At 34.9% G+C, this 15,057-nt stretch carries 9 protein-coding genes; 1 reads left to right on the forward strand and 8 read right to left on the reverse strand.

What is annotated here, in order from left to right; translation table 11 throughout:
* Positions 1–8: 8 nt before the first annotated feature.
* From HMPREF0391_RS04695 to HMPREF0391_RS04710, 4 genes are all read right to left on the reverse strand, one after another.
* Positions 9–635 carry a ComF family protein gene (locus tag HMPREF0391_RS04695; RefSeq protein ID WP_002835763.1) on the reverse strand — a complete coding sequence of 209 codons (627 nt, stop codon included), beginning with the start codon at positions 633–635 and terminating at the stop codon, positions 9–11.
* Entirely contained in the window at positions 622–2,853 is a 2,232-nt protein-coding gene (locus tag HMPREF0391_RS04700) for an ATP-dependent RecD-like DNA helicase (RefSeq protein WP_002835764.1), read from the reverse strand. Before HMPREF0391_RS04700 ends, HMPREF0391_RS04695 begins: the two co-directional genes overlap by 14 nt.
* A 63-nt stretch (positions 2,854–2,916) precedes the next feature.
* Positions 2,917–4,200 (reverse strand): UDP-N-acetylglucosamine 1-carboxyvinyltransferase, encoded by a 1,284-nt coding sequence (gene murA / locus HMPREF0391_RS04705; protein ID WP_002835765.1) that lies wholly within the window; start codon positions 4,198–4,200, stop codon positions 2,917–2,919.
* A gap of 130 nt (positions 4,201–4,330) precedes the next feature.
* Positions 4,331–9,775: a cell wall-binding repeat-containing protein gene (locus tag HMPREF0391_RS04710; protein WP_002835766.1), complete on the reverse strand. Its 5,445-nt coding sequence runs from the start codon at positions 9,773–9,775 to the stop codon at positions 4,331–4,333.
* 151 nt (positions 9,776–9,926) lie between these two features.
* On the opposite strand from HMPREF0391_RS04710, the gene HMPREF0391_RS04715 reads away from it, so the two are divergent.
* Complete coding sequence (locus tag HMPREF0391_RS04715) at positions 9,927–10,478, forward strand: ECF transporter S component (RefSeq protein WP_002835767.1); 552 nt, start codon at positions 9,927–9,929, stop codon at positions 10,476–10,478.
* 151 nt (positions 10,479–10,629) lie between these two features.
* Here HMPREF0391_RS04715 and tnpA read toward each other — a convergent pair whose 3' ends face one another.
* The 4 genes from tnpA to HMPREF0391_RS04735 all read right to left on the reverse strand — a co-directional run bounded on the left by tnpA (position 10,630) and on the right by HMPREF0391_RS04735 (position 14,527).
* Positions 10,630–11,085, reverse strand: coding sequence for an IS200/IS605 family transposase (gene tnpA / locus HMPREF0391_RS04720; RefSeq protein WP_002834753.1), 456 nt, complete (start codon positions 11,083–11,085; stop codon positions 10,630–10,632).
* Positions 11,086–11,279: 194 nt separating this feature from the next.
* The gene (sdaAA, locus tag HMPREF0391_RS04725) at positions 11,280–12,179 is read right to left on the reverse strand and encodes an L-serine ammonia-lyase, iron-sulfur-dependent, subunit alpha (protein ID WP_002835768.1); all 900 of its coding nucleotides are present in this window, start codon (positions 12,177–12,179) and stop codon (positions 11,280–11,282) included.
* A gap of 9 nt (positions 12,180–12,188) precedes the next feature.
* On the reverse strand, positions 12,189–12,851 hold the full coding sequence (sdaAB, locus tag HMPREF0391_RS04730) for an L-serine ammonia-lyase, iron-sulfur-dependent subunit beta (protein WP_002835769.1): 663 nt from the start codon (positions 12,849–12,851) through the stop codon (positions 12,189–12,191).
* 116 nt (positions 12,852–12,967) lie between these two features.
* Positions 12,968–14,527 carry a cell wall-binding repeat-containing protein gene (locus tag HMPREF0391_RS04735; RefSeq protein WP_035109324.1) on the reverse strand — a complete coding sequence of 520 codons (1,560 nt, stop codon included), beginning with the start codon at positions 14,525–14,527 and terminating at the stop codon, positions 12,968–12,970.
* Positions 14,528–15,057: the final 530 nt, after the last annotated feature.

The following is a 15,057-nucleotide window of genomic DNA, read 5'->3' on the forward strand; positions in this document are numbered from 1 at the left end:
ACCCAATTTTAATATTTTTCATTAGACCTGCTAGACACTGCGACAAATTTCAAATCCGCATAATTTTCATTCAAAGTTTTTTTGATTTCTCTTAAAGTATTCTTCGTCGTCACAATATCATCCAAAACGAGAATCTTCTTTTCAGACAAATCAGCGTTCAATTCAAACGCACCTTGTAGGTTTTCAATTCTTTGAAGCTGCGATAAATTATGCTGAATTTTGGTTTCCTTCACTTTTACAATCGCATCTGGCAAATACTCCATGTCCAAATTCTTTGCCACTTCCCTTGCAATCTCGTGAATGTGATCAAATCCACGTCTATTTATCGTAGATTTTGTCGATGGAACTTTTAAAAGCGTGTAGTCTTGTAAGTTTTTCTGTTTGATTTTATCTGTAACCACATCTGCCAAGAAATATCTAACAACTTGTTTGCGGCTGAGCTTGTAATCGTAGATGAGTTTCTTCGTCAAACCTTGGTGAAGTAATGGAAAATAGCAATCCGTACCGTCGATATCCCTGTAACCGTCCACGAAAACCAACTTGTCAAAGCAATCTTCGCACAACAAATATTTGTACTGTTTTTTCTCGTGACAAATTATGCAGCGCTTTTGAAATAAAAAACTAAAATCCCTCATCTTCGAACATCTCTCTCATCATTTCTTGTTCGTCATCGTCGATATCAAAATCCGTGTATTGTTTGATTCTTCTGTCCAATCCCGAATTTCTCTTCATGATTTTATTGTTGGATATCATTTGTCGTAAAATTTTCAAGCTCCCAACCAAAACTACGATTTCTCTTGCCCTTGTGATTGCAGTGTAGAGCAAATTTCTAGTCAACAACATAAACGGAGCCTGTGTCACTGGAATTACGACGATTGGGAACTCACTTCCTTGTGATTTGTGAATCGTAATCGCATAAGATAACGTCAAACCGTCACACTCTTTTTTCGTGAAACTTGCAGTTTTGTCGTCAAACAACACATCAATCGTCTCATCAATCGGATCGACGTATGTAACTCTTCCGATATCTCCGTTGAAAACCCCCATCGCATCATCGTCAATGAATTCTTTGGTGTAATCATTTTTGATTTGCATAACTTTGTCGTTGAGCCTAAAAATCCTGTCTCGTTGTTCGATTTCTTCAGTCATCGGTGTTTTTGGATTCAAAACTTCTTGCAAAGCTGTGTTTAATTCCTTCGTTCCACAGCTGGATTTTTTCATCGGAGTTAGAACAATTATATCGTCAAACTCATCTTTTTTGTAGAAATTGGGAAGTCTTTTTGCGCATAAATCGAGAATCGTCTGTTTGGCACGTTCCGGGTCGTTTTCTTCAATAAAGAAAAAATCCTTGCCCTTTTCATTCAGAATAGGAAACTCTCCGTTGTTAATCCTGTGCGCATTCACAATTATGTTGGAGTTTTGCGCTTGACGGAAAATCTTCGTCAATTTTATCGTAGTGATTTCTCCACATTCTATCAAATCGTTGAGCACATTTCCAGCTTGTACACTTGGAAGCTGGTCGCAGTCTCCCACGAAAACAACTCTAGTATTTGAGTCCAACGCTCTCAGCAAGCTGTCCGCGATGAAAATATCCATCATACTGGCTTCATCGATGATTATCAAATCGCAATCAATCGGATTGTCCTCGTCGTGGTCGAAAATCGTTCCATTTTCAACTGGAATGTATCCCAAAATTCTATGGATTGTCTTCGCTTCTTCGTTGCAACTTTCAGACAATCTTTTAGCCGCACGTCCAGTGGGCGCCGCAAGAATTATATCCTTGTCATTTTTTTTGAAAATTTTCGTAATATTGTTGATAATCGTAGTTTTTCCCGTACCTGGTCCACCTGTAATTATCAGCATTTTTTCAGTCATAGATTTTTTGATGGCTTCGATTTGCAAATCATCCAAGTGCTCTGATTCAATCTTTGAAAGCTCAGCCTCCACGTCAAACTCGTCTTCGATTTCGCTTTTCAAAATATTTGCAATATTCATAGCGCATCTCATCTCGGATTTTTCGATTTGTGGAAGGTAGACTCTGTGCTCATCGTCTGTGTCATCAATCGCAATAATTCCACTAACAATCAAAGACTCCAACGTCTCTTGTCTGTTTTTGATTTCAATGTCGATAAGATTCTCCACTCCAGCTATCAATTCATCTTCCAAAACGTAGCAATTCCCATTAGAATTTGCTTCCTTCTCCATAAAATATTTGAATGCAGCCTTAATTCTAAATGGAGAATCTGGTTCGATGTCGATTCTCTGCGCAATAATGTCCGCCGTTCTGAACCCAATTCCCCTAATATCGTCAATCAAAGTGTATGGGTTTTGTATGATAATTTTCTTCGTGTCTTCCTTGTAAAAATCAGAAATAATATTCGCTTGATGAAGACTTAGCCCCAATGATTGTAAATACAAGAAAATCTCAGCGTATTCTTTTTTCTCGTCGAGTGATTCTTTGATTTTTTTGTAATTTTTCTTGCCGATTCCTTTAACCTGCAATAATTTGGACGGAGAATTTTTCAAAATTTCCATCGTATCTTCGCCAAATTCTTCGACGATTCTTCTTGCAGTTGTCTCTCCGATTCCTTTAATCAAACCGCTTTGAAGATAATTGATAATATTGTACATGCTAGGCTTAGTGGATCTTTCAACGGAAATTATGTTGTATTGTTCGCCGTATTTTGGGTCTTGGACTTTGTTTGCCTCAATATCCAAGAAATCTCCCGGCATAATTTTGAAACTATTTCCCTTGATAATTCTCTCTTCTCCGTCCTTATCCACAGAAAAAATCCTAAAACCATTGGACTCGTTTTCGAATATTATATTTTTGACAGTCGCGCTAAATTTCATACACTCACCTACAAAAAAGAGGGTTGTTCAATCAAATAACAATCCCTCTGTTTATATAATTTATTAATCTTCGATTTCAATTCTTTCGATATTTGCGCCCAACTTTTTGAATTTGGAAACAATATCGTCGTATCCTCTGTCAATGTGATAAATATCTGTAACATTTGTAGTTCCATCTGCTACAAGTCCCGCCAAAATCAAAGCCGCTCCGGCTCTTAAATCAGTGGATTTCACAGTAGCTCCTTGAAGAGAATCTACCCCTGCAATACTCGCTTCATTTCCTTCAGTCGCAATAGCAGCGCCCATTTTTTGGAGTTGTTCCACATGCATAAATCTATTTTCAAAAACAGTTTCTTCAACACTGCTTTGACCCTTGCACACAGTCATCAACGCCATGAATTGTGCTTGAACATCTGTAGGAAAACCAGGATATGGCAAAGTTTTAATCTTCGTTCCTTTTAATCTTCCAGTGGAAATAACTCTGATAGAATCTTCATCCTCGTTTTCAATAACTTCACAACCAACTTCGCGAAGTTTTGCGATAATTGGCATAATATGAGATGAAATACAATTTTTCACAGTAACATCTCCACGTGTAATCGCACTTGCCACCATAAAAGTCGCAGCTTCTATTCTATCTGGAATAATCGTGTGTTTTGCACCATGTAACTTGTCGACGCCGACAATTCTAATTGTAGAAGTACCAGCGCCACGAACCTTCGCTCCCAATTTGTTCAAGAAACTTGCCAAATCTACGATTTCTGGTTCTTTCGCAGCATTTTCGATAACAGTTTCTCCCTTTGCCATCGTAGCTGCCATCATTATATTTTGAGTCGCACCAACGCTTGGAAAATCCAAATAAATTTCCCCGCCTATCAAACCATCCTTTGCGATAGCTTCTATCTTTTCGTCAGTCGATTCAATCTCAGCGCCCAATGCCTTAAATCCTTTTAAATGCAAATCCACAGGTCTCGAACCAATCGCACATCCGCCTGGCAAATACGTCTTAGTTTCACCAAGTCTAGTCAACAAAGGTCCCATTACCAAAAATGAAGCCCTCATCTTGTTCATCAATTCGTGTGGAGTCACAGAATTATTCACATTGCTACTATCTATCTCAACCTTATTCTTATCCAAATAAGTTACTTTTGATCCCAATTCTTCTAAAACTTTCAATATAATTGAAACATCCTTTAACTTTGGAACATCTTCTAAAATTATCGGCTCAGTTCCTAAAAGAGATGCTGCTATAATAGGAAGCGCTGAGTTTTTGGCGCCGTCAATCTTGACCTCGCCCTTCAAATTTAAACTTTTTTTTACTTGTATAACTTCCAAAATAACCTCCATCAGTCATTCGTTTTTCTTGTTTATATATAAAATATTATATCATATCAATTTAGCGTTGACTAATTTTTGAGGGTTTTACAATTTTTTTACAAAACAAAAGCCTCCTTGGTTAAGGAAGCTTTTGTAAAATTTATTTAGTTTTTTCATAAACTATAGTGTACTCAGGATTGTCTCCGATTTTATTTACTCCTAGTATTGTTTGAAGATTTCTGTAATCCGTATAGTCCACGCCGTCAGTTAATTTTATTTCATTTTTATCTGATTTACGAACTATTTTAACTGGTTTATAATTTTCAATCGCATCTGGATAAATTCCCGCTGCACATTCTTCAAAGAAGTTGTACGATCTTTTTTCTACAGAATTTTTGATTGAGTTACCATTCACATCAACGTAGTTTAGTTTCAATGTTGTTTCTTGTTTTTCCAAATCAAATTTTCCGGAATCAGTTTTTCCAGAAGCCAAAATATTTGCACGAACTACTACATCATCATCGTAATTTTCGCCATCTACTGCAACTTTGTATGTGAATGTATGATCTCCAATCAAACTTCCCGGTCCAATTATTTCCATAGTTTGATAATTTCCATCGCCATCAATCCCAATCAATGCTGGAACTACCATCTTAAATGCTGCAGCTCCTAATGAAGGTTGGTTTACGATGTACCATTCAACTCCTCTATCGTCGAAAATTCTAACTCTAGTTTTCTTAGCTTCTAAGTTTGTTCCATAAACGTGAGTAAATGTCTTCTTGGATTCTTGATTTGTAGGTGTTTCACCATAAGTTATATCTGGAATTTGTCCAGCATCTGTAGAAGTTGCTCCATAAGTTTGTATCTTCATAAATGCAAGTGTAGCAGCATTTTCATCTACACCATCAGCTAATAATGAAACAACTGTAGCATTTGCTCTGGATTTTGGATTATTTCCAGGTAATTTTTCGAATTTACCATTCATTTCTGGTTTGTACAAAATTTCGTAGGATACTGTTCTATCTGTTTTGTTTTCTGGAAGGTCGAATGTTATTGTTTGTTCATCACCAGCTCCAGAAATTGTTCCTGTAACTTCTGGTTGTTTTCCTTCTTTTGAAAGTTTTGTTTGCATAACAGCTTTTACTTTTGCATTTTCTGACAAATTCATTCCGTTCACTTTAATAGTGACTTTTCTGTTATTGTTAGTGATGACCTTGTCACCTTGGATTGTAGCTTGACGAACAATTGGTTTTCCAATATTGATAATATAATCAACATCTCTATTCAAACTTTCAGTGCCTTTTTTTCTAAATACTCCTTGATTTATTTTAATTCTTGCTTTTTTAGTACCAAGACTTTGTACATCTAGTGGCTTTTCAAGTGTAACTACGAATTTTTTGTCTGACAACTCAACAGTATCTTGGTTTCCTAACTTTTCGTAATTTCCATCAGCATTTTTATCGATGCTGATTCCAGCTTTCATGCTTGAATCAAATATTTCTTCGATTTCTTCGTCAAAACCAACTTCAATTATCTTTCCATCCTTTGATGCGTGTGCATAGCTTGGCATTATTTGAGTATATACTGCTTTGTCTTCAGTGTATTTTACTCTGAAATATGCTTCGTAAGATGTGGATAGATCATCATTATCTCTTACTACAATTTTGTACACGTCTTCTTCGTTGCCTTTTATCAAGGCTATGCTATCCGCAACAATTTGCACGAATTTTCCTGAATTTTCAAATGTTGGTCTTATAGATGTATCTTTTACAAATTTTCCGTTTTCAAGTCTGTAGAAATAAACCCTCAAATTATCAGGATTTATATTTTCCCCAACTATATTTGCTCTTAATTTTTCTCCATTTTTTAGTATTGGTGTAAGAACATTGATTTTTTTGATAGTTGTTTCTGTGTTTTTAGATGGATTTTGTTTTATTTCAACTGATTTTTCATAGAATTTAGTTTGAGATCCAGTTGAAGTAGCGTAAATTTTATATGTTTTTTCTGTTGGTTCTTCATTTTTAGGAACTTTAAATTCTAAAGTTCTACTTCCACCTTTTCCACTAACTGTAGCTTGTTGGATAGTTTCGTTTCCTTTATCGTCAACCAATTTGACTACGAATTTGTCATCTGAAACATTTTTTAAATTACCCTTTACTGTTAATGTAACTTTTCCACCAGCTGCATCTATATTTCCTGTAGTTTCTAGTGATAAATCCATTATTCCTTCAGGAATTTGTTCTTCTATATCTGATTTTTCTTGTGTTATTTTTACAGTTTCAGTTGCAAAATCATTTTTTGACCCTGTTGATGACACATAAACTGTGTATTCTTTTTCTTTTGTTGTAGTATTTTTAGGAATTTCAAATGAAACAGTTCTCATATTTTTATTTATATCACCTAATACATCTACTTTAGGGAATGTTTCATTACCATCGTTATCGACAAGTTTTACTACGAATTTATCATTTGTAATTCCTTTCAATATACCCCTTAGTTGAACTTTTGCAGTTGAAGAATCCTTTGATACTTTGCTTGAAGTTTGCAATATGAGTCCTTGAATATTTTCCTCTGCAACTATTTTGTCTTTTGTTAATACGTTCAAAGTACAGTCGCTTTCAGGCATTGTGAATTGGTAAGAATCTCCGACTTGTTTGAAGTTGACTTTCATCGGATCTCCTTTAGCATTCAATCCACTTACATAAAACATCGATATTTCTTTTCCAGGCTTTGCTTTTACTACAACAGTGTCTCCCTTTTTAGCTTGTGATTTTTCTTCGCCATTAACTGTTATCACAACGTCCTTATTGCTTGAATTAATCTTGAATGTTTTTTCAACTTCTAGTGTTCCCGAAGCTTTTTCTTGAGCTAAAATGAATTCCGCTTTTTTGAAGTTTTCCTTCTTACCTGTTGATGAAACATAAATTTCGTATGTTTTTCCCTTATCAGTAGTATTTTCTGGAACTTTAATATTTATAACTCTGAAGGCTTTTGATGCATCTCCAGTAACTTCAATTTCAGGATAAGTTTCTTTTCCATCTTCATCAACCAATTTTACTATGAATTTGTCACTAGGAATATTGTTGATTTGACCAGCAACCTTAATTTTAGCAATAGCATCTTTTGCTGGAAGATTTGAAGTTGTGACTTCTTGAATCATCGCGATTTTTTCTTCTTCAGGTGTTTCTGGCGTTGTGGTTTCTGATGGTTTTTTCACTTGTAATTTTACGTCATTCAAGTTCCATCCGTAAACTTCTGCAAATACAATTTTTAAGTTAGTATTTACTGTTTTTCTGTCATTTTCTTTTAAGAATTTATCAGTAACTTCTAGATTTATTTTGTCATTTTTTACATCAAAAGTAGCTTTTACTCCTTCTACATTAGTTGTTACATTTACAAGTCCCGATGCATCTTCCATTTCAAAAGCTTTTGCAAATTCATTAAATAAATTTCCTAATCCCTTATATTCCGGTACAAATGAAACTTTATTGTTATCAACTGTAACTGATTGCTTTTGAGCTACATTTTGGCCATGGAATCCAACACTTCCGTCTCCTTCTTGTTGTTTCATAAATCTTGGTAAAATGTAGTTTGCTAATTTAGAATAATCCTTGATTTTATTATCCGAAAAATCTAGATTATTTATTTTTTCCATTCCAAGAATTATATCTACATTTTCGATTTTGTTTGCAGACACGTCAAAGAATGTCAACTTAGTTAAATTCTTAAGAGAAGAAATATCTGTGATCCCATCATAATTTATTCTCTTTTGACCTTCTTTTATAACATTAACATTATTGTGCAGATCCAATCCTGTTAGATTTGTCAAATCTTTAAGTGGTTCAACATTTTCAATTAAGTTGTTGTATAATTTCAAGAACTCTAAGTTTTTAAGGTTTGCTAATGATGATACGTCCGTAATTCTATTTCTTTGAAGTTCCAAATATTTCAAGTTTTTCAAATCTTTTAATGGACTAATATCAGAAATCTCGTTTTCATTTACTTTTAATTTTTCCAAATTTATAGCATATTCAATTCCTTTTAAGCTCTTCATCCCTCTTGTTATTGAGAATTTGAAATCTTCTGTATTGGATAAATTCTTGGCTTTTCCTAGTATTGAATATGTGTCTTTGGATTCTTCTGTAAATATTGGCTTATTAGTTTTCTTGTCTAAGAATATGGATACTTCCTTCAAAGATTCCATTTCTTTTTTAGTAATACGTTGATCATCTGCTCTGTTTACATCCAAGTTTTTGTTTAAAACTTTCAATAACTTCGCATCTTCAATATCTACGTATTCCGGTTTATCTTCTTCGCTCTTCTTGTGTGCTTTGATGATTTCATCTTTTAGTGCATTAACTCCTTCTACTGTTTTGGCTTTGTTGATTTGGTCGATGTATTTTTCTGATGTTATTCCATTTTCCTTTAATTCTTCAACGGCTTTTTCTTTGGCTTCTTTTAGAGCTTTTTCTTTTGCAATATCTTCCGGCTTTTCTTCAAGTTTGTCCTCTGGTTTTTCTTCTGGTTTATCGCCTGGTTTTTCTTCTGGTTTATCGCCAGGTTTGTCTTCGCCAGGCTTTTCTTCCGGCTTTTGTTCTCCTGGCTTTTCTTCTGGTTTACTTGGTATGTTTGGTGTTGATGGAATATTTGGTGTTGGTGTAACTGAAGGTGTGTCTGGTTTTTTATCTTCAATTACTCCGACACTTGTGATTTTATCAATTTGTGCTGTTGATATTGATTGTTCTCCACCTACTATTGTGATTTCTTTTGTGTTGTTATCTTTAACAATTTGTTTGATAAATTCTGTTTTGTCAGAATTTGTCAATAATATTGGTTGATTATTCTTGTGTGCTAATGGGCCTACTGACAATGCGTCTGGATAGTTTCTTCCATCTGCTAATACGAATTTTTCAAGATTTCCGAATTCTTTAGCGATAATCAACGCTGTTTCATAACGGTCAGCTCCTGCTAATCTTCTTGTGTTTTCTAATCCTTTTATATTAACAGATTTTTCTCCACCGTAGATTAAGGCAACTTTATCTTTTGTGATTCCTTTTGGCAAATTATGTCCATCTGTCAAAATAATCGGCAAGTTTTCTTTTGTGGAAAGTGGTGTTGCACACAATGCATCTGCAAAGTTTAGTCCACTTGCAAGTGCAACTTTTCCATTAGGATTAATTTGTTTGTACACTTCAACTGATGTTTCAAATCTGTCTTTTCCTGCTAATCTTTTAACATTTTTAAGCCCTTTTACATTTACAGATTTTTCTCCACCTACTATGATTATTTGACTTGGACTGAGTCTGTTGATTTCGTCTTTGATGACTTGTGGTAGGTTGTCTTTTTGTGTTAATAATACTGGTGCATTTTCCTTGTTTGCAAGGCTTCCTGCAACCAAACTATCTGCAAAATTTTCCCCACTGGCAAGTACGATTTTTTCGATGTGATTTGGGAATGTTCTGCGGCTGATTTTCGCTGATGTTTCGTAACGATCAGAGCCGTTTAATCTGTCTACTTTATTTTTGTTTTGTTCTTGTGCTAGTACTGGTGTGAATGAACTCATTACCATGCTCGCTGTAAGAATTACTCCTAAAAATTTCTTCATATTACCTCCTGATTTAAAATCTACATTTTATTATATATTCCTAAATCAATATTGACTAGCTATTACTTATTGAAATTTTTTATAAATAGATTATTCTTCTTATTTTTATGTATAAGTGGTATAATTGTGTAAATGATTTGAGGAGGAAAAGATGAAATTAACTACAAAAGATTTGACAAAAATCGGAGTGTTTGGCGCTTTGACTATCGTCCTTGGACTTACTCCTTTGGGAATGATTCCGATTGGTCCTGTTAGAGTGACTACACTACATATTCCAACTATTGTTGCTGCATTGGTTGCTGGTCCTTGGGTTAGTTTATTCGTGGGATTGTTGTTCGGTTTGTTTTCATTGGTAAATAATATTATTGCGCCGACAATTCTTTCATTTATGTTCTACAATCCTTTGGTTTCTGTGCTTCCAAGAGTTTTAATAGCTGTGGTGACTTATCAAGTCTACAACAAATTAAGAGACAAAAACGATGTGATTCGCTACGGAATTCCAGCGATTTGCGGCAGCGTTATGAACACTGTCGGTGTTTTGGGAATGGCGTTTATTTGTCATTCGAAACAAATCGAAAGCGTTATGCATGTCAAAGCACAATATTTTCTCGGAGGAATCGTAGCTACGAATATGCCTTTCGAAATCGTGATATCATTTGTGTTGGCGATTTTGATTGCAAAAAGTGTAAACAAAAACAAATAGTTCAATCATGACCACCCGTAAAACGGGTGGTTTGTTCAAGGGCTATAAGCCCGAGTGATACCAACCAGCGTCTCAAGGCGCTGGTTTTCACTCCGTTCAAACCTAACTGTTTTTGCCACTTTAGCCTATCCCTGAAAGGGATTTTTAATTTCTATTTCATAAACGGATCTGTATATTCTTTTACACTCAATTTATCAAGTGCTATATCATGTTGCTCTTGTTCTCTTATATATTTTGCTATTGTCTTTTCATTCAATCCCACTGTGCTCACATAATATCCTTCTGCCCAAAAATGACGATTGCCAAATTTGTATTTTAAATTCGCATGTCTGTCAAACATCATTAGAGCACTTTTCCCTTTTAAATATCCCATAAAACTTGATACTGATATTTTGGGTGGAATGCTTACTAACATGTGTACATGATCTGGCATCATATGCCCTTCTATTATTTCTACTCCTTTGTATTTACAAAGTAATTTGAATATTTCTATGAGACTTTCTCTATATTGATAAAATATCACTTTTCGTCTATACTTTGGAGTGAAGACTATGTGATACTTGCACATCCATTTTGTGTGAGACAATGAATTAGTTTTATTTGCCATAAAATCACATCTTATTATTTTAGGTCTGAACAACTCTATTATAATACTTGGTGATTTTTTTGGTATAACCTAAGAACGCCTACCCGCATAGCGGGTAGTTTATTGTTTCGTTCGCAAGCGAACTCAACTGACTAAAGTCATCAAAAATTAAAAAATCCACAAGATTTTTAAAATCTTGTGGATAATTTTTTGTTTTAATCTTCGTCGTCATCACTGATGTTGCATGATCCCAAAAACCTTCTTCTGATATCTTGACCAGTTTTTGTTCCTGCAACTCCACCCATTCCTGTTTCTCTCAATGATGGTGGAAGAGTTTTGCCGACTTTTCTCATTGCTTGGCACACTTCTTCGAATGGAACTATACTTGTGACTCCTGCCAATGCCATGTCAGCGCTAATCATTGCGTTTGTAACGCCCATTGCGTTTCTAAATGTGCAAGGGTATTCTACAAGTCCTGCGATTGGGTCACATACAAGTCCCAATACGTGTAGGATTGCGAATGATGCTCCGTGGAATACTTGTTCAATAGAGCCTCCTCTTAAAAATATCAACGCACCTGCTGCCATCGCTGCTGCAGAACCTGTTTCTGCTTGGCAACCTCCGTCAGCGCCAGAAAATGTTGCGTATTTTCCCAACAATTGTCCAACGCCGATTGCAACTAACATTGCATCGATAAGTTCGTCGTGTGAGCAGTTGTATCTTTGTTTAAAACTCATAAGAGCTGCCGGTAAAATTCCTGATGAACCCGCTGTAGGTGATGCTACGATTTTTCCCATAGCTGCACTGATTTCCAATGTAGAAAAAGCCATCGCCATTGCTTCTGCTGTGAATTGTCCTACGATTGGTTCGTTTTCATTTGCATAAACGTGCATTTTGTGTGCAAATCCGTCGATCATTTTTTGGTTAGTCACTGAAGGTGTTTCCAAGAAATCTGTCGCAGATTTTTCCATAACATCTAGCATGTGTGACAATTCATTTCTGATGAATTCTTCAGATTTGCCAGTTCTTTCGTTTTCTATTTCTATAACGTATTCGTAAAAAGGTCTGTTTTCCTTCTTAACTTTATTGATTATTTCTAATGATGTATCAAACATAAACTCTCCTTAATTTCGTTGAATATATTTTGTGAAAAGAAATCTTTCGTCTTTTAAAAGATGTTCTGTCAAATCTTCGCCGATATTTTTATCCAATTCAACAATCAAAGTTACAATTCCGTCGTGTTTCAACGTCTTCATTCCTTCGATGTTGTAACCATTTCTGGCAAGTTCTGAAGAAATATCCGCGATAATTCCTCTTACATCCACGTATTTCAATAAAATTGTAGGATATGTTCCTGTAAATTGAACAGCTATTCCGTTGATGTCGATAATTTCAATGTTTCCACCACCGATTGATGAGCCAACGATGTACATAGTAGTTCCATCTTCGTATGTAAATGTAATCTTTGCAGTATTTGGATGCACATCCCCTAAGTCAGCTTCTCTGAAAACATAGTCGATTCCTCTTTGATCAGCGATTGCAAATGAATCTCTAAGTCTAATGTCATCTGGTTCAATTCCCAATACACCAGCTAACAAAGCTCTGTCTGTACCGTGACCTTTGTAAGTTTTCGCAAATGATCCGTGAAGATCAAACTCAACTTTTGTGAACTTATTTCCAGCAATCATAAGAGCAGTCTTTGCAATTCTACAAGCACCTGCAGTATGAGAGCTAGAAGGCCCAATCATTACAGGTCCCAAAATATCAAATATATTATATTCTCCCATAAAAACCCCCTAATTAATTTCCTTAACAATTATATCATAACAAACTAAGTGAATAAAGGAAATTTCGTTTAAATTTTCTCAAAAAAATAAGAGAGGCTAATTGCCTCCCCCACATTTTATTTTAGTTCGAAAAATCCTGCTGGATCGTTAGTTTCATCTGCAAACCAAATATCAGCATGCTCTCCATTAATGGATACTCCCATTACAGATAAGCTATTCCAATTTCCTTGTCCTGTAAGTACAGCGTTGTGTCCTTCAGATTTTTTCCACATTTTTAATGCAAATTCTGCACTTTCATCCGCTTCGAAATATCCTTCTGCTGAAATTTCAAATCCATCAACTTTAAAATCCGTAAGTTCTGATGGTTTATTCCACATTCCTTCTGCGTATTTATGATCTGAAGTGTACATTACTGGAGTCCATTTTCCTTTGTTTGACCAGCTATGAAGATTTGCTGGCAATCCTCTTTTGTCCTTCCAATTTTCGTTATAGTATAAGTTTTGGTCATTGTTGTGAGTTCTTGCTACAAAAGTCAATGATTTTGAAACTTTAAGTGGTTTCAATCCCTTTGATTTTCTGTATTCATTCACCAAGTTAGCAAGCTCTTTTTCTCTTTGTGACAAAGGTGTATTAATGTCAAACTTAGATAAATCTAAATCTCTGCCTATTTCTGATTTTGTTTTTTCGACATCATTTGGTGCTACTTTTTCTGGGTATTTTTTAGAGTTTGTGTCTTCTTTTTCTGATTGATGTTTGTATTCACCAGTCAGTTTTTGGAATTGTATTTTAGAAACTGATTTTTCGCCACCAATTATAGTTACTTGTTTTATTCCGTTTTTGTCGATAAATGATTTTATGCTGTCGATTGCAGAATCATCTGATAACAAAATTCCAGTATTCATTTTGACTGCAAAAGGTGCTGCAGACAATGCGTCTGGATAATCTCTTCCATCAGCGATAACAGCCTTTTCAGTTTTGCCGATTTGTTTCAAAACTTCGATAGAAGTATCATTTCTGTTCTTTCCAGAAATTCTTGCTACGTTTTCCAATCCTTTTATGTTTACAGAATTTTTACCACCAATTATAGTGCTAACAGATTTTGCTTCAACGCCTTTTGGTAAATTTTTCCCGTTAGTTAGTACAAGAGTTTTGTTTTTTGAAATAGCGTAAGGAGCTGCAGACAATGCGTCGGCGAATTTTTCTCCATTTGCCAATACAATATTCTTTGCATTTAATGCTTCGGCTACTTTTGTTGATGTTTCGTATCTGTCATTTCCAGAAATTCTCGTGATTTTTTTGCCTTGAAGTTTTAGTGTTTTTTCTACGCTTTCAGATACAGAACCCTTACCACCGATAATGATGACTTCTTTTGCTCCAAGTCTGTCGATTTCTTTTTGTAAATCGGAAGATGCTCCTGCTTTTTCAGTCAATAAAATTGGTGCTTGATCAGCAAAGTTTCCAGCAGTCAATGCGTCGGCAAATTTTTCTCCACTAACCACTACAACCTTGTCACTTTTCGAAAAGGCATGTTTACTAATTTCGATTGACGTATCGTATCTGTTGTTGCCCTTAATTCTTTGAACATCCACGCCTTTAGCTGCAAATGACACTTGTGGAACAATGTTAGCTAACATCATTCCGGCTAACATTAAGCCTAAAATTTTTTTGTTTTTCATAAATTTTCTCCTTCTTATTATTAATACTAGGTCACCTTTCATTAAGGATACCGTTTTTGTATTTACAATTATATTATACACCATAAAAGCAATTAAGTTAAAACTTTTTTATTGACGCTATTTCCTATCAAAACAGTCTACAATTATTTATAACAAACTATCACAATTTTGTGTTTACTTTTTCTAATTTCAGATTTAGAAATCAACAATTTCAGCGAGTGCGATGTTCGTGCATGAAGTTTTCAATTTTACCGTTACTTACTTAAAATATTTTCAAATATAGCAAACATTCATGCTAAGAATATCATACGGATGAAATTGCTTTAGTTTCAAATCGAAAAAATCCGTCAAAAATTTGACTGCGTAAGCGAAGCGTGCTTCAAATTTTAGGATTTTGAGATTTAGAAATCAACAATTTCAGTAGTCTAGATATTCGTGCATGAAGTTTGCTCATATTATTTTATAAATTGTGCATCAAGTTTGCTCATATTATTTTTCAAATAAAAAATGGCCTCTATAAAAGAGACCAT

This window comes from Finegoldia magna ATCC 53516 (assembly GCF_000159695.1).
GTDB lineage: Bacteria > Bacillota > Clostridia > Tissierellales > Peptoniphilaceae > Finegoldia > Finegoldia magna_F.